This window comes from Siccirubricoccus sp. G192 (assembly GCF_019084075.1).
In the GTDB taxonomy this organism is placed as follows: Bacteria; Pseudomonadota; Alphaproteobacteria; order Acetobacterales; family Acetobacteraceae; genus G192.
Window position 1 is genome coordinate 932,705 of sequence record NZ_JAHREN010000001.1, and the last position, 24,314, is coordinate 957,018.

The 24,314-nt window shown below is 69.6% G+C and carries 23 protein-coding genes, 1 tRNA gene and 1 pseudogene; 13 read left to right on the plus strand and 12 right to left on the minus strand.

Annotated elements, in window-relative coordinates:
• The first annotated feature begins 14 nt into the window (after positions 1–14).
• Positions 15–1,109, plus strand: coding sequence for a mandelate racemase/muconate lactonizing enzyme family protein (locus KSF81_RS04425; RefSeq protein ID WP_217377948.1), 1,095 nt, complete (start codon positions 15–17; stop codon positions 1,107–1,109).
• 51 nt (positions 1,110–1,160) lie between these two features.
• On the opposite strand, the gene KSF81_RS04430 is transcribed toward KSF81_RS04425, so the two are convergent.
• From KSF81_RS04430 to KSF81_RS04440, 3 genes are all read right to left on the minus strand, one after another.
• On the minus strand, positions 1,161–2,360 hold the full coding sequence (locus tag KSF81_RS04430) for an alanine--glyoxylate aminotransferase family protein (RefSeq protein ID WP_217377949.1): 1,200 nt from the start codon (positions 2,358–2,360) through the stop codon (positions 1,161–1,163).
• Between the two features lie 96 nt (positions 2,361–2,456).
• Entirely contained in the window at positions 2,457–3,005 is a 549-nt protein-coding gene (locus tag KSF81_RS04435; RefSeq protein ID WP_217377950.1) for a carboxymuconolactone decarboxylase family protein, read from the minus strand.
• Positions 3,006–3,047: 42 nt separating this feature from the next.
• Positions 3,048–3,662, minus strand: coding sequence for a glutathione S-transferase family protein (locus KSF81_RS04440; protein ID WP_254453362.1), 615 nt, complete (start codon positions 3,660–3,662; stop codon positions 3,048–3,050).
• 503 nt (positions 3,663–4,165) lie between these two features.
• Here KSF81_RS04440 and KSF81_RS04445 point away from each other — a divergent pair.
• Positions 4,166–5,308: an acyltransferase gene (locus KSF81_RS04445; protein WP_217377951.1), complete on the plus strand. Its 1,143-nt coding sequence runs from the start codon at positions 4,166–4,168 to the stop codon at positions 5,306–5,308.
• A 199-nt stretch (positions 5,309–5,507) separates the two neighbouring features.
• On the opposite strand, the gene rpsU is transcribed toward KSF81_RS04445, so the two are convergent.
• Positions 5,508–5,711, minus strand: a complete 204-nt coding sequence (gene rpsU, locus KSF81_RS04450) for a 30S ribosomal protein S21 (protein WP_007006360.1) — start codon at positions 5,709–5,711, stop codon at positions 5,508–5,510.
• A 254-nt stretch (positions 5,712–5,965) separates the two neighbouring features.
• Here rpsU and def point away from each other — a divergent pair, with 254 nt between their 5' ends.
• Both def and KSF81_RS04460 read left to right on the plus strand, forming a co-directional pair.
• Positions 5,966–6,475: a peptide deformylase gene (gene def / locus KSF81_RS04455; RefSeq protein ID WP_217377952.1), complete on the plus strand. Its 510-nt coding sequence runs from the start codon at positions 5,966–5,968 to the stop codon at positions 6,473–6,475.
• Positions 6,472–7,077 carry a COQ9 family protein gene (locus KSF81_RS04460; RefSeq protein WP_217377953.1) on the plus strand — a complete coding sequence of 202 codons (606 nt, stop codon included), beginning with the start codon at positions 6,472–6,474 and terminating at the stop codon, positions 7,075–7,077. Before def ends, KSF81_RS04460 begins: the two co-directional genes overlap by 4 nt.
• Here KSF81_RS04460 and KSF81_RS04465 read toward each other — a convergent pair.
• The gene (locus KSF81_RS04465; protein WP_217377954.1) at positions 7,062–8,468 is read right to left on the minus strand and encodes a hypothetical protein; all 1,407 of its coding nucleotides are present in this window, start codon (positions 8,466–8,468) and stop codon (positions 7,062–7,064) included. The two genes, KSF81_RS04460 and KSF81_RS04465, sit on opposite strands and share 16 nt — an antisense overlap.
• 307 nt (positions 8,469–8,775) lie before the next feature.
• On the opposite strand from KSF81_RS04465, the gene KSF81_RS04470 reads away from it, so the two are divergent.
• The 3 genes from KSF81_RS04470 (at position 8,776) to KSF81_RS04480 (ending at position 11,695) form a co-directional block, all read left to right on the plus strand.
• Positions 8,776–9,924, plus strand: a complete 1,149-nt coding sequence (locus tag KSF81_RS04470; protein ID WP_217377955.1) for an ATP phosphoribosyltransferase regulatory subunit — start codon at positions 8,776–8,778, stop codon at positions 9,922–9,924.
• Positions 9,925–9,928: 4 nt separating this feature from the next.
• Positions 9,929–11,218 (plus strand): adenylosuccinate synthase, encoded by a 1,290-nt coding sequence (locus tag KSF81_RS04475; RefSeq protein ID WP_217377956.1) that lies wholly within the window; start codon positions 9,929–9,931, stop codon positions 11,216–11,218.
• 165 nt (positions 11,219–11,383) lie between these two features.
• Positions 11,384–11,695, plus strand: a complete 312-nt coding sequence (locus KSF81_RS04480) for a hypothetical protein (RefSeq protein ID WP_217377957.1) — start codon at positions 11,384–11,386, stop codon at positions 11,693–11,695.
• Between the two features lie 11 nt (positions 11,696–11,706).
• On the opposite strand, the gene KSF81_RS04485 is transcribed toward KSF81_RS04480, so the two are convergent.
• From KSF81_RS04485 to KSF81_RS04515, 7 genes are all read right to left on the minus strand, one after another.
• The gene (locus KSF81_RS04485; RefSeq protein ID WP_217377958.1) at positions 11,707–12,825 is read right to left on the minus strand and encodes a histidine kinase dimerization/phosphoacceptor domain -containing protein; all 1,119 of its coding nucleotides are present in this window, start codon (positions 12,823–12,825) and stop codon (positions 11,707–11,709) included.
• A gap of 15 nt (positions 12,826–12,840) precedes the next feature.
• On the minus strand, positions 12,841–14,469 hold the full coding sequence (locus KSF81_RS04490; protein ID WP_254453363.1) for a peptide chain release factor 3: 1,629 nt from the start codon (positions 14,467–14,469) through the stop codon (positions 12,841–12,843).
• Positions 14,470–14,552: 83 nt separating this feature from the next.
• Positions 14,553–17,258, minus strand: coding sequence for a cation-translocating P-type ATPase (locus tag KSF81_RS04495; RefSeq protein ID WP_217377960.1), 2,706 nt, complete (start codon positions 17,256–17,258; stop codon positions 14,553–14,555).
• A gap of 78 nt (positions 17,259–17,336) precedes the next feature.
• The gene (locus KSF81_RS04500; RefSeq protein WP_217377961.1) at positions 17,337–18,038 is read right to left on the minus strand and encodes a CBS domain-containing protein; all 702 of its coding nucleotides are present in this window, start codon (positions 18,036–18,038) and stop codon (positions 17,337–17,339) included.
• Positions 18,039–18,277: 239 nt separating this feature from the next.
• On the minus strand, positions 18,278–18,784 hold the full coding sequence (locus KSF81_RS04505; protein ID WP_217377962.1) for a VOC family protein: 507 nt from the start codon (positions 18,782–18,784) through the stop codon (positions 18,278–18,280).
• A gap of 183 nt (positions 18,785–18,967) precedes the next feature.
• Positions 18,968–19,852 carry an RNA polymerase sigma factor RpoH gene (rpoH, locus tag KSF81_RS04510; RefSeq protein ID WP_217381562.1) on the minus strand — a complete coding sequence of 295 codons (885 nt, stop codon included), beginning with the start codon at positions 19,850–19,852 and terminating at the stop codon, positions 18,968–18,970.
• A gap of 233 nt (positions 19,853–20,085) precedes the next feature.
• A complete protein-coding gene (locus tag KSF81_RS04515; protein WP_254453364.1) occupies positions 20,086–21,129 on the minus strand; it encodes an RluA family pseudouridine synthase in 1,044 nt (347 codons plus the stop codon).
• Between KSF81_RS04515 and KSF81_RS29075 the strand changes: the two genes are divergently transcribed.
• The 6 genes and pseudogenes from KSF81_RS29075 to KSF81_RS31850 all read left to right on the plus strand — a co-directional run.
• Positions 21,116–21,391 (plus strand): DUF6476 family protein, encoded by a 276-nt coding sequence (locus KSF81_RS29075; protein WP_309139472.1) that lies wholly within the window; start codon positions 21,116–21,118, stop codon positions 21,389–21,391. The genes KSF81_RS04515 and KSF81_RS29075 overlap by 14 nt on opposite strands.
• Before the next feature lie 140 nt (positions 21,392–21,531).
• Positions 21,532–21,607 (plus strand) — tRNA-Glu (locus tag KSF81_RS04520).
• Between the two features lie 90 nt (positions 21,608–21,697).
• The gene (locus KSF81_RS04525) at positions 21,698–22,744 is read left to right on the plus strand and encodes a DUF6538 domain-containing protein (RefSeq protein WP_217377963.1); all 1,047 of its coding nucleotides are present in this window, start codon (positions 21,698–21,700) and stop codon (positions 22,742–22,744) included.
• 309 nt (positions 22,745–23,053) lie between these two features.
• Positions 23,054–23,503, plus strand: a complete 450-nt coding sequence (gene rnk / locus KSF81_RS04530; protein WP_217377964.1) for a nucleoside diphosphate kinase regulator — start codon at positions 23,054–23,056, stop codon at positions 23,501–23,503.
• Between the two features lie 85 nt (positions 23,504–23,588).
• Positions 23,589–23,750 (plus strand): hypothetical protein, encoded by a 162-nt coding sequence (locus KSF81_RS04535; RefSeq protein WP_217377965.1) that lies wholly within the window; start codon positions 23,589–23,591, stop codon positions 23,748–23,750.
• Between the two features lie 358 nt (positions 23,751–24,108).
• Positions 24,109–24,297 (plus strand): annotated as a pseudogene (locus tag KSF81_RS31850) (hypothetical protein); the annotation flags it as partial.
• Positions 24,298–24,314 lie beyond the last annotated feature (17 nt).

A 24,314-nucleotide genomic window follows, 5' to 3' on the forward strand; every position in this document is an offset into this window, starting at 1 on the left:
GAGAGGACAGGCCAATGACCGACATGACGATCCGCGAGATCCGCACCAGTCTGCTGCGGCTGCCCTGGGCCGAGGACCCCTGGATGGAGGGCCACGCGCTCGGCCCGATGCGCGACCTGGTGGTGGTGGAGGTGGTGACGCAGGGCGGCATCACCGGCATGGGCTACCTGCACCTGCTGAACTCGCCGGTGCTGCGCACCATCGGCATGTGCCTGGAGGAAGCGATCGCGCCCCGCGTCATCGGCCGCGATGCCACGGCGGTGGAGGCGATCTGGCACGACCTCTGGCGCGCGACGCTGACCGCCGGGCGCGGCGGCATCGCCATGATGGCGATCGCCGCGCTCGACATCGCGCTCTGGGATGCGGTGGGCAAGCGCGCCGGGCTGCCGCTGCACCGGCTCTGGGGGCATTACCGCTCCAGCATTCCGGCCTATGGCAGCGGCTGCTGGCGCGGCGCCGGCGGCGACGGGATGATCGCCAAGGCGCAGCATTACGTCTCCCAGGGCTTCAAGGCCATCAAGATGCAGGTGGCGCATGTGCACGACCTGCGCACGGACCTGGCGAATGTGCGCCGGATGCGGGAGGCGCTGGGGCCGGATATCGACATCATGATCGACGTCAACATGGGCTGGAGCGCCGATACCGCGATCCTGATGGGCCGCAAATTCGAGGAATACGACATCTACTGGCTGGAGGAGCCGGTGCTGGCCGATGATTATGCCGGCTATCTCCGCTGCGCCGGGGCGCTGGACCTTCGCGTGGTCGGCGGCGAGACGCATTTCGGCCGCGCCGACCTCAAGCCCTTCCTGGAGAATCCCCGCCTGCCCATCCTGCAGCCGGACCCGATGCGCGGCGGGCTGACGGAACTGCGCAAGATCGCCACGGTGGCGGAGACCTGGGGCATGAGCATGGCGCCGCATCTCTTCCCGGAACTGAACGTGCAGCTCCTGGCCTCGATCCCGAACGGGCTCTGGATCGAGCAGATGGGGCTGCTCGACGACCTCTGGGTGGAGCCCGTGCCTGTCCTGGACGGCATGATCACCGCGCCGGAGCGGCCGGGCCATGGCCTGGCCTTCAAGCCGGAGGTGCTGAAGGATTTCCGGCTGTAGCCTTCCCGTCTCCCTCCCCCGCCGCGGCGGGGGAGGGCCGGGATGGGGGTGCTACGCCGCCTCCGCCAGATAGGCGATCGCCGCATCCACGCCGCCCGGCGCGTGCGGCACCTTCTCCAGCCGCATCGCCAGTTCCACGACGGAGAGCGTGCCGAGCACCATCGGCTCGTTCAGGTCGCCGAGATGGCCGATGCGGAACACCCGGCCGGACAGTTTCGACAGCCCGCCGCCGAGCGAGACGTTGAAACGCCCGAGCGCGGTGCGGCGCAGCGCATCCGCGTCATGCCCCTCCGGCATCAGCACGGCGGTGACGCTGTCCGAGAAGCGGCCGGGATTGGTGCAGAAAAGCTGCGGCCCGTTGTTGCCGGACCAGTGCTGCACGCAGCGCCGCACCGCCTCGCCCAGGCGGGAATGGCGGGCGAAGACCTCCTCCAGCCCCTCCTCCTCGATCAGCCGCAGCGATTCCTGCAAGCCGTAGAAGAGGCTGATCGGCACGGTGCCGACGAAGCTCTTGTGCCGGCGCGCCAGCATGTTGGTCCAATTGAAGTAGTGCTTCGGCAGGCGCGAATCCTTGTGCGCCGCCATCGCCTTGTCGGAGACGCCGGTGAAGCTCATGCCGGTCGGCAGCATCAGCCCCTTCTGGCTGCCGCCCACCGCCGCATCCACTCCCCATTCATCCATGCGGAAATCGATGGAGCCGAGCGAGGAGATGGTATCGGCCAGCAGCAGCGCCGGATGCCCTGCCGCATCCATGGCGGCGCGGACCTCCGCGAGCGGCAGCACCATGCCGGTCGAGGTCTCGTTGTGCACGGCGCAGACCGCCTTGATGACATGCGCGGTATCGGCCGCCAGCGCGGCGCGCACGGCGGCCATGTCCACGCCGCGGCGCCAATCGGCCGGCACCACCCGCACTTCCAGCCCGAGGTCGCGCGCCATATGCGCCCAACTGTCGGAGAAATGCCCGGTCTCCAGGATCAGCACCGTGTCGCCGGCGGAGAGCAGGTTGACCAGGCTCGCTTCCCAGGCGCCATGGCCGGAAGCGGTGTACATGAAGATGTGCTGGCGGGTCTTCAGCACCCGCTTCAGCCCCTCCAAGCAGGCATCATAGACCTCAAGGAAGGCGCCGTCGTTGAAGTCCACGGTGGTATGGGCCACGGCCTGCAGCACGGAATCCGGGATATTGGTCGGGCCTGGATTGGCGAAGAACTGGCGGCCCCTGGGCTTCTTCTGCGCCGGCTTGGCTGCGCTCATGGCGATGGCTTTCCCCTTGGATCAGGTCTTGGGCAGGCCATGGGTTTCCCATGCCCTGCCCTGCTTGGCCAGGGGCGGCGGCCCCGGGCTGTGGGTTCAGATGGGCAGCGGATACTTGCGGAGATAGGGCATGTAGCTCTCCTCCACATCCACCTCCAGCGAGGCCAGCACCCGCACCACGGCGCAGTAGAAGCTGGCGGTCACCACCAGGTCCATGATCGCCTCATTGTCGAGCGAGGCGCGCAGCGCGGCGAAGGTGTCATGGCCCACACCGGGCCCGGCATGGATCTCCCGCGCCGCCCGCAGCACCAGCCGGGCCAGCGGCTCCAGCGCCGAGGGCCGGCCCGCGGTATCGGCGATCAGCCCCTCGATATCGGCATCGGTGACGCCGAAATCATAGCCGATCTTCACATGGTGCGACCATTCATAGGGCGAGCGTGCCAGCCAGCCCACCTGCAGGATCGCCAGCTCGCGCAGCCGCGCATCCAGCACCGTCTTGTGCCGGATATACTGCCCCAGCCCGGAGAAGGCGCGCGCCGCCGCCGGGTTGTGCGCCAGCGCCTTGTGCAGGTTGATGTCGCGCGCCAGCAGCGCCTGGTCTTCCGGCTTCAGGTCGGCTTTTTCCAGATAGGGCAGTCGGGCCATGGGTGTTTCCTCGTCCGTTGGTCGGGTCAGGCTGCGCGTGGTTCAGGCATCGACATGCTCGGTCGCCTGCACCGAGGGCCGTGCACGGAACGCCGCGTGCCAGGCCACCAGGGCCGGATGGCCGGCGCGCCACTCCGCCCCGGCATAGCGGAAGTCGAGATAGGAAAGCGCGCAGCCGATCGCGACATGGCCGATGCCAAAGGGCGTGGCCGCCAGCGCCGGCGCCTCCGCCTCCAAGGCCGCCAGCACCGCCGCGTGCTTCAGCGCGAAGCCGTCCAGCATCGTGGCGAGGGGCGCCTCGCGCGCCCGTTCGGCGCGCCAGAGCAGCAGCATGTCGCAATATCCGGTGCCGAGCGCCTGCCAGCGCAACGCCGTGATCCGCGCCGGGCCGGCGGGTGGAAACAGCGGCGGCCCGGCATGCAGCCCGTCCAGGTATTCGCAGATCACCCCGGAATCGAACAGCGCGGAGCCATCCTCCAGCACCAGGGTCGGGATCTTGCCGAGGGGATTGCGGGCCAGCACCTCGGGGTTGCGCAGCGTCGGCGCCACCAGGGTCGGGATGCGCTCTATCCGCCCGGCCAGCCCCGTCTCATGCGCCGCCACCATCACCTTCCGCACGAAGGGGGAGCGGGAGGACCAGTGCAGCCTCATTGCCATGCCGCGCCGCCCCGCATGGGGTGCTGCCCTGCCGTCATCGCCCGTTCCTCCCCGAATGGCGGCGCCATCCTGCGCCGTCCTGGCCGGGGAATGAAGCCCGGGGGGTGATTTAGCCGGGCGGAGTGGGAGGCCGGGGAGGTTGTCTCCACAGTGAAAATGCCGAGGCAGGATAAGCCGGCCAGTGCGGGATTGATGGTCCGTTTTGGAAGTCGTGGGGCGAGCAAGCGCGTGCGGCGCTACGAGCGCACCTCCTCACCGGCCGCGGAATGGAAGTGCTTGCCAAGGGGGCATGAGAGGTATCGGGATTTGTTGGCCCCGTAGATCGCTCCGGCACACCCGATTCGCCCTGCCTGCCTGTCTCGCCGCCCACCCGTTTGTTATGGGAAATCAGGTAAAGAGAATATTGCATTTGGGCGGAATATTGCACAGTGGACGAGAGCGGGGCCGTGGTTTGCCCCGTCTTTGTGAGCCGCCCATAGGGGCATCTCAGACAGGGAGTCCCTATGCGGCGCGAAACCTCTCTTTATCTCGATGCTGCCCGGTTTCTGGCGGCATTCGTGGTGTTCATAGGGCATGTAGGATCAGGGAGCATCGGTGGCGGACTTGGTTGGCAGCTAACTCCTTACGGAGCGCCAGCCGTCGTCATATTTTTTGTGCTGTCAGGCTTCGTCATCGGCTACGTCTCCCATGAGCGAGAGAAATCTGGCAGAGACTACGTCATTGCGCGAGGCGCCCGACTCTATTCTGTGATTGTTCCGACACTGGTCCTGACCGCTCTTCTCGACTACGTAGGGACGCTGGTGAGCCCGTCTCTTTATGCCACATGGTCCCCATTGCTTGGATCCGGCGGATGGCATCTTCCGGTGTCGCTGCTTTTTCTTAACGAAACATGGGGTGCACACATTCTCCCCGGCAGCAATGGGGCTTATTGGTCGCTGAGCTATGAGGCGGCTTATTACGCAATATTTGGACTCGTCTTTTATCTCCGCGGCATAACTCGCATTCTGGTGCCTGTAGCTATCGCCTTGGTGGCCGGCCCTCAGATTGTCGCGCTTTTGCCGGTTTGGCTCACAGGCTGGGCAGCATACCACGCCTGCACGCGCTGGACGATTGGGCGCAGGCTCGGATGGCTTCTTTTCTTCGGCTCAATCATCGTGGCCATTGGTGCGGACTTCTGGGCACGCCGCTACGGTATGCTTGCCGGCTTCCAAGCCCTATTCGACCACGGTCCGGCAGAACTCGCACAAGATTATGTGTTGGGGCTAATTTTTGCGGTAAATTTACTCGGGTTCAACGCAATCGGGCCGGTGTTCTCAGGTATCGTCCAGCGTATCAGCGCGCCAATCCGCTGGCTATCGGGTGCTACCTTCACGCTGTATCTACTGCACGTGCCACTCGTTTTGTGCGTCCGCGCGCTGTTCCAGGCAGTTGAGAGCAGCGTGATATCGGAAGCTGCTATTCTAGTGATCCCTTTTGTAGGAGCGCTAGCCATAGCTCATGTGACGGAGCGGAAGAAGAATGTTTGGAAGCAGCTCATAGAGCGCATGGTGATCTTGATCACATCCTCCACCGTCACCATGCGTCGGGGCACTGCGCTTCGTACTGAACCACCGCTTAGTCCGGCCCGGGCGGAAGGTGGCGACTGAATCTGAGCCTGGCAGCTTGGACGGCATTGTTGCCGTTTGGCTAGTCCTTTGATGTATCAAACAATGACGGCCACTTAACGGGTTCCGCCGGAACAAACGTCCGGCTCCCCAAAAAGCAAAACCGCGGTCCGCGGGTGGAACCCCGCGCCGCGGTTGCCTGTACCGATCCCTGGCCTGCGCTGGGGCAGGCCGGATGGGGTCAGAAGCCTTCGCGCTCCAGCCGCTTGCGCTCCACCTTGCGGGCGCGGCGGACGGCCTCGGCAGCCTCGCGGGCGCGGCGCTCGGACGGCTTCTCATAGTGGCGGCGAAGCTTCATTTCGCGGAACACACCCTCCCGCTGCAGCTTCTTCTTGAGCGCCTTCAGCGCCTGGTCGATGTTGTTGTCACGGACGACGACTTGCACGCGGCTCAACCTCCTGTCGCTGTGGACGAGATCTGTTCGAACTGGACCCATAGCCTGAACGCAAAACGCCGCACCAAGGTGCACGGAACCGCAGGTTTCCGGTTGCCCGAAAACCTGCGCGCCGTCCCCTAATGGCGCGGAGGCAGGCCTCTTAGCACAGTCGGCCCCGCCACCGGAAGCCCTCGCTGTTGCGGCCCTGCCCACCTATTTTCCCTGCCAGCGCCCATGCCCCTCAAACCCAGGCGGAGACATCCATGGCCATCCTGAAGATCGCCCGCATGGGCCATCCGGTCCTGCTGCGGGAGGCGGAGCCGATCGCCGACCCCGCCGCACCGGAGATCCGCCGCCTGATCGCCGACATGGTCGAAACCATGCAGGATGCCGGCGGCATCGGCCTGGCGGCGCCGCAGGTGCATGTGCCGCTGCGCCTCTTCGTCTGGCGCGGCCCCAATGGCGCCTCCGCCCTGCTCAACCCGGAGTTGGAGCCGCTGGGCGAGGAGGAGGAAAGCGCCTGGGAGGGCTGCCTCTCCATCCCCGGCCTGCGCGGCTGCGTCACCCGCCCGAAACGCATCCGCTTCCGCGGCCTGGACGCCGAGGGCCGGCCGCTGGAAGGCGAGGTCGAGGGGCTGCTGGCCCGCGTCATGCAGCATGAGACGGACCATCTGGACGGCATCCTCTACCCGATGCGGATGGAGGATTTCGCCCTCTTCGGCTTCAACGAGGAACTGGCCCGCGCCGCCGCCGCCGCGGAGGACGAGCGATGATCGAGCGCAGCGCCAGCCGCGACGCCGCGATCCGCGCCATGCTGCCGATCGCCGCGGAACAGGGCTGGAATTGGGCAAGCCTGCGGGCCGGCCTCGCCGCGGCGGGGCAGGAGCCGGACTTGGCGGCAAGCCATTTCCCCACCGGCCCGGTTGGCGCCATCGCCGCCTGGAGCGACCTGGCCGACCGCGAGATGGAGGCCGCCGCCGCGGCCGAGGACCTGGCCGGGCGCCGCGTCCCCGCCCGGATCCGCCGGGTGGTGGAACTGCGCCTCGCCGCCCTGGCGCCGCACAAGCCGGCGCTCCGGCGGGCGATGAGCCGGCTGGCGCTGCCCTGGCATGCCGGGCTGGCGCTCTGCCTCACCGCCCGGACCGCGGATGCCCTGTGGCATGCGGCGGGGGACCGTTCGGCGGATTTCTCCTGGTACACCCGCCGCGCCTCGCTCGGCGCCATCTACGCCGCGACCTTGGCCTATTGGCTGCGCGACGACGACCCCGGCCTGGCGGCGGCGATGGCCTTCCTCGACCGGCGCCTGGCCGATCTCGGCCGGCTGCAGCGGCGCAAGCCTGCGCGGCGCAAGGCCGCGGATCAGGCCGCCGCCTGATCCCGGCGCTCCGCCGCCGCCGCCCGCAGCGCCAGGATCCCGGCCAGCAGCGGCGCCAGCCAGATCAGCCGCGCGCTGTAGCGGGCATGCACATCGCTGCCGAGCGCGACGAGGGCCGCATTGCCGAACCAGCAGGCGAGCAGGAACAGCGCCGGCCACCATAGCGCCGGGCGGCGGCGATGCAGCCCGAGCACTGCGAACCCCGCCAGCGCCACCAGCCCGACCACCGCCAGGACCTCCGCCGTGAGGCGCGGCATCAGGGGGCGCATGCCGTCCTCGGCCTGCCTCGTGGCCGAAACGGCACCGGCCAAGTCCGCCATGCCATAGCGCCCCATGTCCTTGGCGAGCATCCAGGGCCCCTCGGCGTCCATGCCGTTGCCAAGCTCGACGGTGCCGAGCTGGCGCGGGGTTCGCGCAACGCTGTGTGCGAGCCAATCCCGCCAGCCATGCCGGAGCAGGATGGGGTTTAACTCCGCCGCCTCCCGCATGAAGCCGGAGGAATAGCCCAGCGCCGGCAATGGCGACCAGTCGCGCCAGAGGAAGTCGTCCATCGACAGGCCGAGCTGGTCGAGATGCCCGCAGATGGCCCAGGTCTCGCCGGCCTCGCAGCCCGGGCGCAGCGCCGCCGCCGCATCGGTATCGGCCGCCAGCCTTGCGAAGAGGAAGACCGAACCGCCGAGCGAACTGGACGGCGCCCGGTAGGTGATCCAATTGGCCCCGGCGAGCGCGCCCCAGCTCAGCGCTGCCAGCGCGAAGCCCAGCAGCAGCATGCGCCGGACCGGCGCCAGGCCGGCAGCGCGGAACCACCACCGCCGCAATACCGCCACCCCGAGCGCGAAGAGCCCGATCCCCGCCAGCAGCGGCGGATGCGTCAGATGCGTGGTGGCGGCGCCAAGGGCGGTCAGCAGCAGCAGCCCCCGTTCCAGCCGGGACAGCGCCGGCCAGTGCTCGGCCAGCAGCCAGAGCGCCAGCAGCAGCAGGCCGGTGAAGAGATCGGGCTGCACCCAGGCGGCCAGCCAGGGCAGGTGGCCGAGCAGCAGCACCGCCACCAGCGCCAGTGCCGCCGGCAGGCGCCAGGCCCGCGGCCATCGCGGCGCTTCCAGCGCGATGGCGCGGGTGGCGAGCCAGGCGGTCAGCGCCGCCTGCGCCACCACCGGCAGCCAAAGCGACCACAACCCTCCCGTCAGCCGCAGGAAGGCGCCATAGCCGAAGGCGCGGATGTGTTGCGGCCGGAAGCTCTGGGCGGTGACCAGGTAGCCCTCGGTATCCGGGAAGACCAGCGGCAGGCCGTTGATGGCAGGGGGGGACCAGGCAGGCCAGGAAGATGAGGCCGGCCAGCCCCGCCTGGAGCAGCGGCGACAGGGCAGGGGCGGGAAGGTGCACGGCGGCATGGGAGTGTGCGGCATTGCCGGCAAGCGGCAGGCCGGCGGGTCCGGCGGCGTCCAAACGGTGCTCCTTGCTGGAAATGGACCAGGGAAGAGGGCCAGGGAGGCCGGAAGGGGGTTGCTGCATTGCGGCAAACTCCCCTGGTGGAAGGCCCCAGGCCCGGCCGGGTTCCTTGCCTGGGCGGTCCGGTCGCTGCTTGTTTGGGCCCCGGTCCGGTTCCGCGGCGCTTCCGCCCCTTGCGGGCCCGCCGCCCCGCTGCCACACAACCGGGCTGCATGACATCGAAGCCATGACCCCGATCCGCGTGACCCCATGAACGGCGATACGCCAAACCCCGCCCTGCTCCCCGCCGGGCTGATGGACCTGCTGCCGCCCGAGGCCGAGCGCGAGGCCGCGCTGGTCGAGGCGATGATGGCCACCTTCGCCGGCCACGGCTATGAGCGGCTGCGGCCGCCGCTGCTGGAATTCGAGGACAGCCTGCTGGCCGGCTCCGGCGCCGCCGTGGCGGAGCAGACCTTCCGGCTGATGGATCCGGTCAGCCAGCGCATGATGGGGCTGCGCGCCGACACCACGCCGCAGGTGGCCCGCATCGCCGCGACCAGGCTGGCGCAGCAGGCCCGGCCGCTGCGGCTCTGCTATTCCGGCCAGGTGCTGCGGGTGCGCGGCACCCAGCTCGCCCCGGAGCGGCAATTGCCGCAGGCCGGGATCGAGCTGATCGGCAGCGAGGCCGCCGCGGCCGATGCCGAGGTGGCGCTGGTGGCGGCCGAGGCGCTGGCCCGGGTTGGCCTGCCCGATGTGAGCCTCGACATCACCCTGCCCACCATGGCGCCAGCCCTGCTGGAGGCGGCCGGGGTGGCGCCGGCGCTGCGCGGCCGCCTGGCCCGGGCGCTGGATCGCAAGGATGCCGCGGCCGTCACCGCGCTCGCCGCCGAGGCCGGGCCGCTGGCCGCCGCGCTGCCGGTGCTGCTGCAGGCGGCGGGGGCGGCCGATGGGGCGCTGGCGGCGCTGGCCGGCACCGGGCTGCCGCCGGCGGCGCGGGCCATCGCCGACAATGCCGCCGCCGTCATCGCCGCCATCCGGGCCCGCGCGCCGGGGCTGCGGATCACGCTCGACCCGGTGGAGTTCCGCGGCTTCCGCTACCATGTCGGCGTCGCCTTCACCCTCTATGGGCCGGGCAATGCCGGGGAGCTGGCCCGGGGCGGCCGCTACCTGTCGCAGGGCGACGAGCCGGCGACGGGCATGAGCCTCTATCCGGATGCGGTGCTGCGCGCCGCGCCGATGCCGCCGCGCCGGCCCCGGGTCTTCATCCCGGCCGGCGCGGCGGAGGATGCGGCGCGGCGCCTGCGCGAGCAGGGCTTCGCCACCGTCGCCGCGCTGTCCCCGGCCGATGCGCCGGAAGGGCTGCGCTGCACCCATGTGCTGCGGGACGGCGCCGCCGTGCCGCTTGAGGAGAAGGGCTGAGCCAATGGCCAATGTCGCCGTGATCGGCGCCCAATGGGGCGACGAGGGCAAGGGCAAGGTGGTGGACTGGCTGGCGAGCCGCGCCGAGATCGTGGTGCGCTTCCAGGGCGGCCACAATGCCGGCCATACGCTGGTGGTGGGGGAGCAGACCTACAAGCTGAGCCTGCTGCCCTCCGGCGTGGTGCGGGGCAAGCTCGGCATCATCGGTAATGGCGTGGTGCTGGACCCGCAGGCGCTGCTGGACGAGATCGCCAGGGTGACGGCGCAGGGCCTGGCGGTAACGCCGGAGAACCTCCGCATCGCCGAGAACGTGCCGTTGATCCTGCCGCTGCACCCCGCGCTCGACAAGGCGCGGGAGGCGGCGCGGGGCGAGGACCGGATCGGCACCACCGGCCGCGGCATCGGCCCGGCCTATGAGGACAAGGTGGCGCGCCGCTCGATCCGCCTCTGCGACCTGGCGGAGCCGGCGACGCTCTCAGCCAAGCTCGACGAATTGCTGCTGCACCATAATTCGCTGCTGCGCGGCCTCGGCGCCCCGGAATTCGCCAAGCAGGAATTGCTCGACCAGTTGCTGGCCCTGGCGCCGCGGCTGCTGCCCTTCGCGGAAGCGGCATGGGAGCGGCTGGACGCGGCCCGCCACAGCGGCGCCCGGGTGCTCTTCGAGGGGGCGCAGGCGGTGATGCTGGATGTCGACCACGGCACCTACCCCTATGTCACCAGCAGCAACACGGTGGCCGGCAATGCCGCGGCGGGCGCGGGGATCGGGCCGGATGCCATCGGCATGGTGCTCGGCATCGCCAAGGCCTATAGCACGCGGGTCGGAGCCGGGCCCTTTCCCACCGAATTGCATGACGAGATCGGCCGCGGCCTCGGCGACCGGGGCAATGAATACGGCACCGTCACTGGCCGCCGCCGCCGCTGCGGCTGGTTCGATGCCTGCCTGGTGCGCCAGGCGGTGAAGGTCGGCGGCATCCAGGGCATCGCGCTCACCAAGCTCGATGTGCTGGACGGGCTGGAGGAGCTGAAGATCTGCACGGGCTACCGGATCGGCGCCGAGACGCTGCGGCGGCTGCCGGCGGCGATGGGCGCGCAGGCGGCGGCCCAGCCGATCTACGAGACGCTGGAGGGTTGGAGCGGCTCCACCCGCGGCGCCCGCAGCTATGCGGAATTGCCGGCGGCGGCGGTGAAATATGTCCGCCGGATCGAGGAGCTGGTGGAGGCGCCGGTGGTGCTGCTGAGCACCAGCCCGGAACGGGACGACACGATCACGTTGCGCGATCCTTTCGCCGGGTAGAGCAAACTCCGTCCGGGCGGAATCACCCGGGCGGAGTAATTTGCTCGCTAAAACAAAAGTCTGGAGCGGATTCCGTGAGCCAATGCGAACGGAAAACGCTCTGGGCTGGGCAGGCGCTGCCGCTGTCCTATGCTGCGCCTGGACAGAACCTGCCGGAGGGAGCCCATGCGCCGCGCGATCCGCACCGGCCTTGCCGCGCTTGCCATGCTCGCCGGTGCCAGCGCGGTGCGTGCGGAGCAGGCCTGCTTCATCGCCTATGCGGGATTCGAGGAGAAGATCCCGCATATGGACCTCGACCTCTGCCCCGGCGGCCAGGTAACGCCGGAGCAGGGCTTCTGCCGGATCGCGCTGACCGGCAGCGCGGTGGTGGTCTATACCTTCCGGCATGGCGGCGACGAACCCTGCCTGGTGCGGGCGGACCGCTACGAGTTCAACGACTTCGTGGCCCGTTTCGGCGTGGACTACACCAGGCCCTGATGCCGGCCCGATCAGGCGCTCGCCGCCGCGGGGTCGAAAGTGAGGCTGCTCAGCGTTCCGGGATGCGCATTCCCGATCCGCGCCTCGGCGCCAAGCTGCGCCGCCATGGCATGGATCAGCCGCATCCCGAGCGACCGCCCCTGGCCGCCGGCAAAACCCGGCGGCAGGCCCTGCCCGTGGTCGCGCACTGAAAGCCGCAGCCTTCCCTCCCCGGCCGGGGCCAGTTCGATCTCGACGCTGCCGCCCTCGCCCTCGGGATAGGCGTATTTCAGCGCATTGGTCACCAGCTCGCCCACCAGCAGCGCCAGCGACACCGCCATGCCGCTCGGCACCACGGCCGGCACCGCCCGCACCGCGAGGCGCACCCCCTGCGGCGCCGTGGCCTGGAGGTCGCTTGCCAGCCCGGCCAGGAAGGCGTCCAGCTCCACGGTATCCAGGCGGTCCGTCCGGTGCAGCCGCTCATGCACCGCGGCGATGCTGCGGATGCGCCGCGCCGTGTCATCCAGCGCGGCCCGCGCCTCGGGATCGGTGATGCCGCGGTATTGCAGCCCGACGACGCTGCCCACGAGTTGCAGGCTGTTGCGGACCCGGTGATGGACCTCCTGGAGCAGCAGCGTCCGCTGCTGCAGCGCCAGGCGCAATTCCATCTGCGCCATCACCTGGTCGGCCAGGGTCCGCAAGGCGAAGCGCTGCGTCTCGTCGAGGTCGCGCGGCCGGTGGTCGAGCACGCAGAGCGTGCCGAGCGCATGGCCTTCCGGCGTGGTGAGCAGGCAGCCGGCATAGAAGTGGAAACCCGGATCGGCCGTGACCAGCGGGTTCCGGCAGAGCAGGGGATCGGCCATGGTGTCCGGGATCACGGTCAGGCCCGATCGCAGCAGGAAGTGCCGGCAGATCGAGACGTCGAGCGGTGTCTCGCGGATGCCGAGGCCGACCTCCGCCTTGAACCACTGGCGCCGGTCCGCGATGAGGTTGATGACCGCGACCGGGGTGGCGCAGAGGCGCGAGGCCAATTCCGCAAGCTGGTCGAAGCCCGGCTCCCGCGCCGTGTCCAGGATGCCGTAGCGGTGCAGCGCGGCCAACCGCTGCGGGTCGCCACAGGCATCCACGATCGCACCCCCGCGCGCGTCCATCGCCCGATCCGCCCCCTACCGCCGTGCCGCGACCAGCCCGTGCTGCTCCCGCACCGCGTGGAAGCGCAGCATCGGCCATTCCTCCTCGGCCCGCTTGCGGCGCCAGTCGGAGGCAAAGAAGGCCACCAGCGCGCCGTCATGGTCCTCGCCGGCATCCCGGCGATTGGCCGTGGCGAAGCGCTCCAGCGCGGCGGCATCCTCGCCATTGACCCAGCGCATCAGCTGCCAGGGCGTCGCGTCGAAGCCGGCGGGCACGCCGTATTCCACCTTCAGTCGCGATTGCAGCACATCGAGCTGCAACTGCCCGACCACGCCGACCACGGGGGGCGAGCCGTCCAGCGGGCGGAACAACTGCACCACCCCTTCCTCGGCAAGCTGGTCCAGCGCGGTGCGCAGCTTCTTCGCCAGCATCGGATCCTCCAGCCGCACATGGCGAAGGATTTCCGGGGAGAAGCTGGGCACGCCGCGGAAGTTCAGATCCTCCCCCTCGGTGAGCGTGTCGCCAATGCGGAGCGTGCCGTGATTGGCCACGCCCACCACGTCGCCCGGCCAGGCTTCCTCGGCCACCTGGCGATCCTTGGCGAAGAAGAAGAGCGGCGCATTGACCGGCACCTGCTTGCCGGTGCGGACCTGCTTCAGCCGCATGCCCTTCACCAGCTTGCCGGAACAGAGCCGCAGGAAGGCCACGCGGTCCCGGTGGTTCGGGTCCATATTGGCCTGGATCTTGAAGACGAAGCCGGTGAGCCGCTCCTCGCCGGGCTCCACCGGGCGCGGATCGGCCTCGCGCGGGCCGGGCGGCGGGGCGTAGCGGGCCAGGCCGTCCAGCAGGTGGCCGATGCCGAAATCGCGCAGCGCGCTGCCGAAGAATACCGGGGTGAGGTGGCCCTCGCGGAATTTCTCCAGGTCGAATTCAGGGCAGGCGGCCTCGGCAAGCGAGGCTTCCTCGCGCAATGCCGCGGCGCGTTCCGCGCCGACAAGCTGGTCCAGCTTTGGGTCTTCCAGCCCGGCGAGGTGGATGGATGAGGCATCATCCGCATCCACGGGCAGGAAGTGCTTCTCCAGCAGGTCCCAGGTGCCGGCGAAGCCGCCGGCGCGGCCGACCGGCCAGGCCACCGGGGCGGCATCCAGCGCCAGGGTCTTCTCGATCTCGTCGATCAGCTCGAAGGGGTCGCGGGCCTCGCGGTCCATCTTGTTGACGAAGGTGATGATCGGGATGTCGCGCAGCCGGCAGACCTCAAACAGCTTGCGGGTCTGGCTCTCGATGCCCTTGGCGGCGTCCAGCACCATCACCGCGGCATCCACGGCGGTCAGCGTCCGGTAGGTGTCCTCGGAGAAGTCCTCGTGGCCCGGCGTATCCAGCAGGTTGAAGATCAGCCCGCCGCGCTCGAAGGTCATCACGCTGGTGGCGACGGAAATGCCGCGGTCCTGCTCGATCTTCATCCAGTCCGAGCGGGTGCGCCGGGCATTGCCCTTGGCCCGCACGGCACCCGCGAGCTGGATGGCGCCGCCTCTGAGCAGCAGCTTCTCGGTCAGGGTGGTCTTGCCGGCATCCGGATGGGCGATGATGGCGAAGGTGCGCCGCCGCCCCGCCTCAAGGGCAACGGGGGAGGCGGCCGGGCTGCTGGGCTCGGCGAGAAGGTCCAAGGCTTTGTCTCTCTGGGAATGTCCTCCCCGATCTAGGCTCCCTGACCCGTGAAGGCCAGGGGCATGCCCGCAACGACCCCGGTTTACCGGCCCGCCAGCGGGGCCCTGGCCTGGCCGCGATGGATCACGCCCCGCCGCACCAGCCATTTCTCCCCTTCCAGCGCCACCAGGACCAGGCTCGGAACCAGGATGCAGAAGGCCAGTTCGGCTGCGGAAAGGGGCTGGGTCTTCATGATGTCGTTCAGGAAGGGAATGTAGATCACCGCCAGTTGCAAAGCCGCGCCCAGCAGCACCGCGCCGAACAGCGGCAGGTTCGAGGCGAGCCCCGCCCTGAACAGCGACTGGCGCTCCGTCCGCACCCCCATCACCTGGAAGAGCTGCGCGAAGGTGAGGCTGGTGAAGACCATGGTCTGCCAGTGCGGCGAGCCGGTGGCGATGGCCCAGGCCTGGGTGGAGATCGCCAGCACGCCGATGAGCAGGCCGACCCAGAGCACCTGCACCCCGAGCCCATGGGCGAAGATGCTCTCGCCCGGCGCCTGGGGCGGGCGCTGCATGATGCCCTCCTCCTCCGGCTCGGCGGCCAGCGCCAGGCCGGGAAGGCCATCGGTCACCAGGTTGACCCAGAGGATGTGGATCGGCAGCAGCGGGATCGGCAGCCCGAAGAAGGGGGCGGCCAGCAGGGTGAGGATCTCCCCGGTATTGCCGGCCAGCACGAAGCGGATGAATTTGCGGATATTGTCGTAGATGCGCCGCCCCTCGCGCACGGCGGCTACGATGCTGGCGAAATTGTCGTCCAGCAGCACCATGTCCGAAGCCTCGCGCGTGACATCCGTGCCGATATTGCCCATGGCGATGCCGATATCCGCGCTCTTCAGGGCCGGGGCGTCGTTGACGCCGTCGCCCGTCATCGCGACGAACTCGCCGCGGCTCTGCAGGGCCCGAACGATCCGGATCTTCTGCTCCGGGTCCACCCGGGCATAGACGCGGACCTCCCGGACCCGCCGGGCCAGCTCCTCATCCGGGAGCCGCGCCAGCTCGCGGCCGGTCAGCGCCCGGCCCTCGCCCTCCTCCAGGATGCCGAGCCGGGCGGCGATGGCACGCGCGGTCAGCGGGTGGTCGCCGGTGATCATCACCGGGGTGATGCCGGCCGAGCGGCATTCGTCCACGGCCCGCGCCGCCTCGGGCCGCGGCGGGTCGATGAGGCCGACGAGCCCGACGAAGGTGAGGCCGGTCTCCACCGTTTCGGGCGATAGCTCCGTGGGCACCGCGGGCCAGTCGCGCCGCGCGATGGCCAGCACGCGCAGGCCCTCGGCGGCCATCCGCTCCGCCGCCGCCAGCAACGGCGCGGCATCGAGCGGCGCCAGGCCGGAGGCGGTGAGGCGCGCGGTGCAGCGCTCGATCAACGCTTCGGGCGCGCCCTTGGTATAGGCGACCACGCCGCCCCCGGCCGGCAGGGCATGCAGGGTGGTCATGCGTTTGCGCTCGGAATCGAAGGGCAGCTCCGCCACCCGCGGCGCCTCCGCCTCCAGCGCCGCCCTTTCGAAGCCGGCTTCGTGCGCGGCGGCGAAGAGCGCCGCCTCGGTCGGGTCGCCCAGGATCGCGCCCTGGCCATCCGCGCTCGCGTCATTGCTCAGCGCCAGCGCCCGGAGCAGGCTGTTCCAGGGCTCCCGCCCGGCTGTCTCCGGCCCGGGCAGGTGTTGATGCTGCTCGCCGTCCAGCAGGAAGGCTTCGGCATGCATACGGTTCTGGGTGAGGGTGCCGGTCTTGTCCGAGCAGATGTAGGTGACGGAGCCGAGCGTCTCGACCGCCGGCAGGCGGCGGATCAGCGCATTCCGCCGCACCATGCGCTGCGCGCCGAGTGCGAGCGCGATGGTGACCACCGCCGGCAGGGCCTCCGGCACCGCCGCCACGGCCAGGCTCACCGCGGTGAGGAACATTAGCACGACAGGCTCGCCGCGCAGCACGCCGAGCGCGAAGACGAGGACGCAGATCGCGATGGCGGCGAGCGAAAGCTGCCGGCCGAAGCTGCCGAGCCGCTTCTGCAGCGGCGTCCGCACCTCCGTGGTCGATGAGAGCAGGGCGGCGATCCGGCCGAGTTCCGTCTCCATGCCGGTGCCGACGGCGATGCCGCGGCCGCGGCCATAGGTCACGACGGTGCCGCCAAAGGCCATGTTGCTGCGGTCCCCGAGCGGCAGGTCCGCCTCGGCCAGCGGCACGGTGCGCTTCTCCACGGGCTGCGATTCGCCGGTCAGCGCCGCCTCGTCGACGCGGAGCTGCACCGCCTCGACCAGGCGGAGATCGGCGGGGACGACGCTGCCCGCCTCCAGCAGCACTAGGTCGCCCGGCACCAGTTCCGGGGTCGGCACCGTGACCACCTGGCCGCCCCGCACCGCATGGGCGCGCAGCGCGGCAAGCTGCTTCAGGGCCTGGAGCGCGCGTTCGGCGCGGTATTCCTGCACGAAGCCGATCACCGCGTTCAGCACCACGATCGCCAGGATCGCGATGGCGTCCTCGGGCTCGCCGATCAGGCCCGAGATCGCCGCCGCCACGATCAGCAGGAGGATCATGAAATCGGTGAACTGGCCGAGGAAGATCGTCCAGACGCCGCGCCGCCGCTGCTCCCGGATCTCGTTGCGGCCGTGGCTCTCCAGCCGCCGGGCCGCCTCCTCCTTGGCGAGGCCGAGGCCGGGGGGGCTGCCCAGGCGCCCGGCGGCTTCCTCGGCCGTAAGCCGGTGCCAAGGCGCCGCTGCCGCATCTGCGGCAGCATCCTTCGTGCTGTGATCTGTCATGGCCGCCTCGGCTGCGGAACGGGCAGGGTGGGATGGAGGCGGGTTCGGCCGGCGTCAAGCGTGGTCCGGCCGGCACCCTCAGGGCGCGCCGATCCAGTAGGAGGGGGTCGGCTGGGTATGGAACACCACCTCCCTCACACCCTCCACCTCCTCCGCCAGCGCGCGCAGGCCGCGCTTGACATGCTCGTTGCGGACGAGGCCGCTGAAGCTTACCACGCCATCCCTGACCTCCACGAAGGTGAAATGGGTATCGGCCCAGGGCTGCTGGCGCATCGCGCGGATCACCTCGCGGCGGATGACGTTGTCGGGCGCCTGGCTGTCCCGGTGCTCGGGCAGGGCCAGCGCCGCCCGCAGCAGATGCGCGCGGGTGACCATGCCGACCAGCCTGTCGCCCTCGCGCACCACCGGCATGTGGCGGATCCGCCGCTCCTCCATCACCTTGGCGACATGCTCGGCGGTGGTGTCGTCGGTCGCGGTGACGAGATCCTCGGCCAGGGTCATGACATCGGCGGCGAGTTGACCGTGCGAGCGGGCATATTCGTCGGCCTGCCGGCTGATGGAATGGAAGACGCCCCAGAGGTAGCCGTGCTGCCGCTGCTCGGTTGCGGCCAGGCGGTGCAGCAGGTCGCTTTCGGTGACCAGGCCGAGGGGCCTGCCGGCGCCATCCACAACCGGCAGGCCGGTGACACCGCGCTCGACCATCGTTTCGGCTACGACATGCAATGGGGCATTCGGGGCTATGGTGGCGACCTTCGCGGTCATCAGATCGCAGGCGCGCATCGCTCGGCTCCCGGCGGCGGCATCCTTTTGTGCCCGGGAGAGCATGCCGGAGGCCGCCAGCCATTCCGCCAAGACCGGGCTGCCGGGTGGGAGGCGCCTCTCCGGCAGACGATGTCAGGCGACCGGCATCCGCTTTCCCGTGCCGCCGGGGCGCGCCGCAGGCTGAAGCCCCAGCGGTGCCGATTCAGCCATCATGGCCCTGCAATGGTCAAAGGAATCCGGATTTCATCCTCGGGCGGCTACCCCTCGGCCTCCGCCAGCAGGGCCGGGAGGTCGAGCCGCCGCGTCACCATGGCCAGCCCGCCCGCGGCATCGCGGGGCCACTCCGCCCTGGGGCGGTCGTGATACAGTTCCACGCCATTGCCGTCCGGGTCGCGCAGGTAGATCGCCTCGGAGACGCCATGGTCGGCCGCGCCCTCCAGCGTGATGCCGGCCTCCAGCACCCGCCGCAGCGCCTGCGCCAGCGCCGGCCGGTCCGGATAGAGCAGCGCGACATGATAGAGGCCGGTGGTGCCGGGCGGCGGCCAAGTGCCGCCCTCGCTCTCCCAGGTGTTCAGCGCGATGTGGTGGTGATAGCCGCCGGCCGAGAGGAAGACGGCCTGGCGGCCCATGCGCTGCTGCTCCTCCAGCCCGATCACGTCGCGCCAGAAGCCGAGGGCGCGATCGAGGTCGGCGACCTTCAGGTGGACATGGCCGATCCGCAGGCCGGAAGGGGCCGGGGTGGCATGGGGATGGGCATCGGGCATCGGGCGATCTCCTGGCATCGGGTATGGAGCGGAATTGGGAGCGCGCCGCCGCCAGGTCCAATCCGCCGGGGCCATGATGCCCATCGGCACCGGGGATGGGCCTGGATGCAGGAACGGCGGCGGGTCGCCCCGCCGCCGCTCAAATCCAGCCCGGGCCGCCGATCCGGGCCCGACACCGCCGCATCAGCTCACCGCGAGCCGTCGCTCGACGATCTGCGTCTTCATGCTCTTCTGCAGCTTCTCGAAGGCGCGGACCTCGATCTGCCGCACCCGCTCGCGGCTGATGCCATATTGCTGGGAGAGTTCCTCCAGCGTGGTCGGCTCGTCCTTCAGGCGCCGCTCGATCAGGATGTGCCGTTCCCGCTCGTTCAGCGTCTTCAGTGCCTCGCCGAGCAGCATGCGGCGGTTGGAGAGGTCCTGGCGCTCGGCCAGTTCGCTCTCCTGCGTCTCCTGCTCATCGACCAGCCAGTCCTGCCACTCGCCCTCGCTATCGGCGCGGACGGGCGCGTTCAGGCTATGGTCGGGGCTGGCCAGGCGGCGGTTCATGGAAACCACGTCCTGCTCCGGCACCGCCAGCACGCGGGCGATCTTCTCCACATGCTCGGGCTTCAGGTCGCCATCCTCCAGCGCCGCCATCTGGCCCTTGAGCCGACGGAGGTTGAAGAACAGCTTCTTCTGCGCCGCGGTGGTGCCCATCTTCACGAGCGACCAGGAATGCAGGATGTATTCTTGAATGGCGGCGCGGATCCACCACATCGCGTAGGTGGCCAGGCGGAAGCCGCGGTCCGGGTCGAACCGCTTCACCGCCTGCATCATGCCGACGTTGCCTTCGCTGATCAGCTCGCCCACCGGCAGGCCGTAGCCGCGATAGCCCATGGCGATCTTGGCCACCAGGCGCAGGTGGGACGTGACCAGCTTATGCGCCGCCGGCTCGTCGCCATGCTCTTTCCAGCGCTTGGCGAGCTGCAGCTCCTCCTCCGGGGAGAGCATGGGAAACTTGCGGATCTCCTGCAGATAGCGGGAGAGGTTGCCCTCGGGGGCAATGGGAATGACCGAAGTGGAAGCCATCGGGGACATCTGCCTCCTGGCCGGATAGGCCACCCCGTGACGGCGGGGCCTTCTCCGGTGACGATCCTGGCAGTTCGAACGCCATACGGGCCCACCTGGCGGAACATGCCCCGGTCACGACGGGGCGAGCGATTGTTGCTGGCCAGGCTTCAAGCGGCACCCGTATTGCGCTGCCACCGCTCTTGTAGCCTTTTTGCGGCCGCCGGGCAAGAAAAACCGACTTCCCAGGTCGGTTACTCGCCGTTACTTTCCATGCCGTTTCCTTCCAGCAGGGCAAGCAGCGCGGCCATATCGGGCGGCAGCGGCGTGGAGAAGCTTAGCGCCTGGCCGGTTACCGGATGGCGAAAGCCGAGCGTCGCCGCATGCAGCGCCTGGCGCGGGAAGGCGAGCAAAGCCTCCCGCTGCGGCACCGGCAGCAGCCGGGCGGCGCCGGGGGTGCGGCGCAGATAGACGGGGTCGCCCACCAGGGGGTGCCCGGCCTGGGACAGGTGCACCCGGATCTGATGCGTGCGCCCGGTGGCCAGGCGGCAGCGCAGCAGGGCGCAGGCGGCGCCCCAGGCGCGTTCCGTCGCATAGCGGGTCAGCGCCGGCTTGCCGCGCCGCTCGGCATCCCGCCCGGCCAGCACCGCCATCCGCTTGCGGTCGGTGGGGTGGCGGCCGATCACCCCATCGATCTCGCCGGCGGGCGGTTCCGGCAGGCCCCAGACCAGGGCGAGGTAGTCACGGTCGAGGTCGCGGGCGGCGAAGGCTTCCGACAGGGCACGGTGGGCGCGTTCGGTCTTGGCCACGACCATGACGCCGGAGGTGTCCTTGTCCAGCCGGTGCACGATGCCTGGCCGCTTCTCGCCGCCGATTCCCGGCAGATCCTCCCCGGCATGGGCGAGCAGCGCATTGACCAGCGTGCCGTCCAGGTTGCCGGGGGCCGGATGGACGACCAGGCCGGCCGGCTTGTCCAGCACGATGAGGTCGGCATCCTCATGCAGGATGGCCAGCGGGATGTCCTGCGGCAGCGGCAGGGCGGAGACGGCCGCCGGCACATGCAGCGCGTAGCGGCTGCCCGGGCGGATCGCCTCCGAGGGGTTGACCAGTGGCCGGTCGTCGCGGCTGGCCCGGCCTTCGGCGATCAGCGCCTTGACGCGGGAGCGCGAGAGCGAACCTATCGCCTCCGCCAGGAAGCGGTCGGCGCGGAAGCCGGCGGCTTCCGGGCCGGCCGTGACCACGAAGGTTTCGGCGGCGGCGGTGGATAAGGCGGGGGGAAGGTCGGTGCGGGGGCTCAAGATTCTGGTCGTTGTGATGGGGCTGCTGATCGTGGGGGGCACCCTGACGCTGGTGCTGCTGATCGTCCAGCGGGTTGGCGGTGCCGCCGGGTCCGGGCGCTGGGAGATGGCGCTGGACCAGCCGGAGGGGACCCGGATCGCCGGCATCGCCGCGGCCGAGGGCGGGCTCGGGATATGGGTGGCGCGGCCGGATGGCGACCGGGTGCTGCTGGTGGAGCCACGCAGCGGGCGGGTGACCGGCGAGGTCCGGCTGGGCCGATAGGGCGTGGGGCGGCCACGGCGCATCGGAAACCGGACCTGCCGCGAGGGGTGGCATCCGGCCGCGCGACGAAAGCGGCAGGATGCGTCCGGAGGCGCTTGATCCCGGGCACATCCGGCTGTAGATAGCCGCCTCGCCACCGGGTCCCCTTCGTCTAGAGGCCTAGGACACCGCCCTCTCACGGCGGTAACAGGGGTTCGAATCCCCTAGGGGACGCCAGCCACAATCCAAGTGGCCGAGGCGCAAGGAAAGTCAGGAAATCGGCAGCTTTAGCGGTGCCCGGTGATACAACGGGGTGCTACAAACGCTGTGACGCTCGTGACCTGTCTGCATCGCCATCCCAAGACTGGGGTCTACTGGGTCCGCCGTTCCGCGCCACCCGAGTTGCGGCAGGCCGCGGGACGCCGAGAGCTTCTCGAATCGCTTGGAACCAAAAATCCCCAAGAGGCCAAGCGGCGCCTTGGCCCGGTCGCGCACCGTGCCGAGGAGCGCTTCTCGGCCCTCCGCCTGCCCGGCGGCACGGTCACCGCGAGTTCTCTAAGGTCGCTTAAGCCTCCGCCCGCCCTCACTGCCGCCGGTGCGGAGGGGATCGCGGGCCGCTACGCGCGGGATCAGCTGTCCCGCAGCCTGCAGACCATCCACGCGACTCGGGCGGCGGAGGCTGCCGAATTGCTCCAATCGTGCCGCGACAACCGGGAACTCTGGCTGGACGCACTGCGCGAGCGCGATTGGCGGGGCGTTGGAGGTCTCGCGTCAGACCTGGTGGTGCAGGAAGGCCGGCCGCAGCCTTCTCCAGAAGAACTGGCGCTGCTGCACCATGCGCTGGTGCGGGCCCTGGTCCAGATCTTCGACGTAGAGATCGCCCGGTTGCAGGGCGAATGGCCGCCGCTCGTTCCGCCTTTGACGGCGACCTCGGCCCTGCTGCCCAGCCAGCCGACAATAGCACCCACCCGACCAGGAGCGGGTGATGAGGAGCGGCAGCCGGATGTCACGTTCAACGAACTGCTGGCGCGCTATCATGAGGAACGTCGCCTCAAGCCGAAGGTGTTCGATGAACTGAAGGGTATCGCCGTCCGCTTTGAGGAGGTCTGTGGGAAGGACCGGATGGTCCGCACGATCGGAAAGGCCTCAGTCGGGCGGTTCAAGCAGGCGATGCTTCCAAGCCCCGGGTCCGGCGCGCGTGACCGGCCTCGTTCCCGCCTTCCGGCGGCTGCGCGTCCAGCTCGGGATCGACGTCGGGCCGGGATGAGACAGGATCCAAGACCAACTGGAGCGGCCCTGCGATCGATCCCCTCGCCCAGCATCGCGCAGAATGCCATGCTGCCGGGCCAAGGTGACGAGCAAGGCCGTGGCTGAAAGGGTCGCTGCCCTGGAGGCCGGGAACCGGGCACTCAGGGCGGCCTTGGCCGAGGGCCGGTTGCGACAGGAAGAGGCTGCAAGCCCTGGAAGGCTGAGCCAAATCGTATCCGCCACTACTGATGATCTGACCCGCCACCCGTGTCCCGACAAGCTCGATGCCTGTCGTGCTGTTTGGTGGCGCTTCGATGCACATCATATCCCTCATCGGAAACAGGCCGCCTGAAGGCTGAGGAGCGCTCGGCACAGGAGCAAATGAGGTCGCCGATTTGCCGCCCACGACGGCATGATAGCGAGGAGGATTCGAGGGTGCCGACGAGGATGGGGGAGGCCCCACGCCCGCCGGTGGTGCTGTCGGTCGAGGACCACACCCGGTTGGTCGCGCTGGCAAGCGTGATGCTGCGGCGTAGCCCGCTGGTGGCGCAGCTGCTGATCGAAGAAGCGGGCCGCGCGGAGGTGGTGCCGGCGGAGCGGCTGCCTGCCGGCGCCGTCGCGGTAGGGTCGCGGGTGGAGTTCCGCGACGCGGTAACGGGCGAGGCGCGCTGGGTGCGGCTGGTAGTACTGCCAAGCAAGGCCGATATCGCTGATGGGCGCATCTCGGTGCTATCGCTGGTGGGAGCCGGCCTGATGGGACTGTCTGAGGGCCAGTCCATCGACCGGCCGGCCCAGGATGGCCGACTGCGGCGCCTCACCGTACTCCGCGTCGAGGCAGCCGAGATGCGTGCGGCAGCAGCGTCCCGCTCCACGGTCCTCGCCTGACCGGGGGTGCAGACATCGTACTGTGCGCGGGACTGTCGGAAATTCCGTGCTTGGGACCGTACGAAGCTGCTGAAGGAGCTATCGTATGCCGCGGCGCAAACAACATGCGATCCCGGCGGATGATGTCGCGCGCCAGGTTGAGAGCGAGGATGTTGGTGGCCTCGCGGTCGCAGAAGGCGGTCAGCTTACCCCGCGTCCGGTCGGCGAGAATGCCGCCATTGAACTTCGCCAGGCTCGAAGAAGTTGAGCGGCACCCGATACTTGGTCACCTACTCCAGCACATCCATGTGCTTCATCGGGAAGCGGCACCGCTGCGCGGCACGGCATCGATGCCTACCGCGCCATTCGCGCAACCCTACAGAGCCACTCCGTCCTCGCTCCGGGTTGAGCAGTTACCGCGCAGCCATCGGCCGAGCGCATCTATACTGACGCCCTAAGCTATTGCATTATGGACACGAGGCGAAGCGCATGGCGTGATAGTCGCGGCGCCTGCGTGGCGATTTGGGGCGGGCATTCGCGTGACCACGGCGGAGGCGGCAAGCCCCGGGAACTGGTGGCGCCGGTAGGCTCGCCTCGGTCCCCGGCGGTGCGACTGGAGAGGATGCATGCCCTTCGTGAGTCCCGCGCCAGGCTGGCCAGGCATCCCTGCCCGGTGGACCTCGAGCGCGAAGAGCGCAGTCGGCACCGCCCTCTCTGGCCGCAGCCGCGTCTGGTTCACGATCAGCCATGGCATCCTGAACGAGGTCTACCATCCGCGCCTCGACCACGCTTGTACCCGCGATTGCGGGTTGATCGTCACCGCCCCCCCGCG

Coding starts and splice junctions, on each gene's coding strand:
- KSF81_RS04425 (WP_217377948.1), top strand. CDS start 15: ATGACCGACATGACGATCCGCGAGATCCGCACCAGTCTGCTGCGGCTG.
- KSF81_RS04430 (WP_217377949.1), bottom strand. CDS start 2,360: ATGAGCGCAGCCAAGCCGGCGCAGAAGAAGCCCAGGGGCCGCCAGTTC.
- KSF81_RS04435 (WP_217377950.1), bottom strand. CDS start 3,005: ATGGCCCGACTGCCCTATCTGGAAAAAGCCGACCTGAAGCCGGAAGAC.
- KSF81_RS04440 (WP_254453362.1), bottom strand. CDS start 3,662: ATGGCAATGAGGCTGCACTGGTCCTCCCGCTCCCCCTTCGTGCGGAAG.
- KSF81_RS04445 (WP_217377951.1), top strand. CDS start 4,166: ATGCGGCGCGAAACCTCTCTTTATCTCGATGCTGCCCGGTTTCTGGCG.
- def (WP_217377952.1), top strand. CDS start 5,966: ATGGCCATCCTGAAGATCGCCCGCATGGGCCATCCGGTCCTGCTGCGG.
- KSF81_RS04460 (WP_217377953.1), top strand. CDS start 6,472: ATGATCGAGCGCAGCGCCAGCCGCGACGCCGCGATCCGCGCCATGCTG.
- KSF81_RS04465 (WP_217377954.1), bottom strand. CDS start 8,468: ATGCCGCCGTGCACCTTCCCGCCCCTGCCCTGTCGCCGCTGCTCCAGG.
- KSF81_RS04470 (WP_217377955.1), top strand. CDS start 8,776: ATGAACGGCGATACGCCAAACCCCGCCCTGCTCCCCGCCGGGCTGATG.
- KSF81_RS04475 (WP_217377956.1), top strand. CDS start 9,929: ATGGCCAATGTCGCCGTGATCGGCGCCCAATGGGGCGACGAGGGCAAG.
- KSF81_RS04480 (WP_217377957.1), top strand. CDS start 11,384: ATGCGCCGCGCGATCCGCACCGGCCTTGCCGCGCTTGCCATGCTCGCC.
- KSF81_RS04485 (WP_217377958.1), bottom strand. CDS start 12,825: ATGGACGCGCGCGGGGGTGCGATCGTGGATGCCTGTGGCGACCCGCAG.
- KSF81_RS04495 (WP_217377960.1), bottom strand. CDS start 17,258: ATGACAGATCACAGCACGAAGGATGCTGCCGCAGATGCGGCAGCGGCG.
- KSF81_RS04500 (WP_217377961.1), bottom strand. CDS start 18,038: ATGCGCGCCTGCGATCTGATGACCGCGAAGGTCGCCACCATAGCCCCG.
- KSF81_RS04505 (WP_217377962.1), bottom strand. CDS start 18,784: ATGCCCGATGCCCATCCCCATGCCACCCCGGCCCCTTCCGGCCTGCGG.
- rpoH (WP_217381562.1), bottom strand. CDS start 19,852: ATGGCTTCCACTTCGGTCATTCCCATTGCCCCCGAGGGCAACCTCTCC.
- KSF81_RS04535 (WP_217377965.1), top strand. CDS start 23,589: ATGCCGCGGCGCAAACAACATGCGATCCCGGCGGATGATGTCGCGCGC.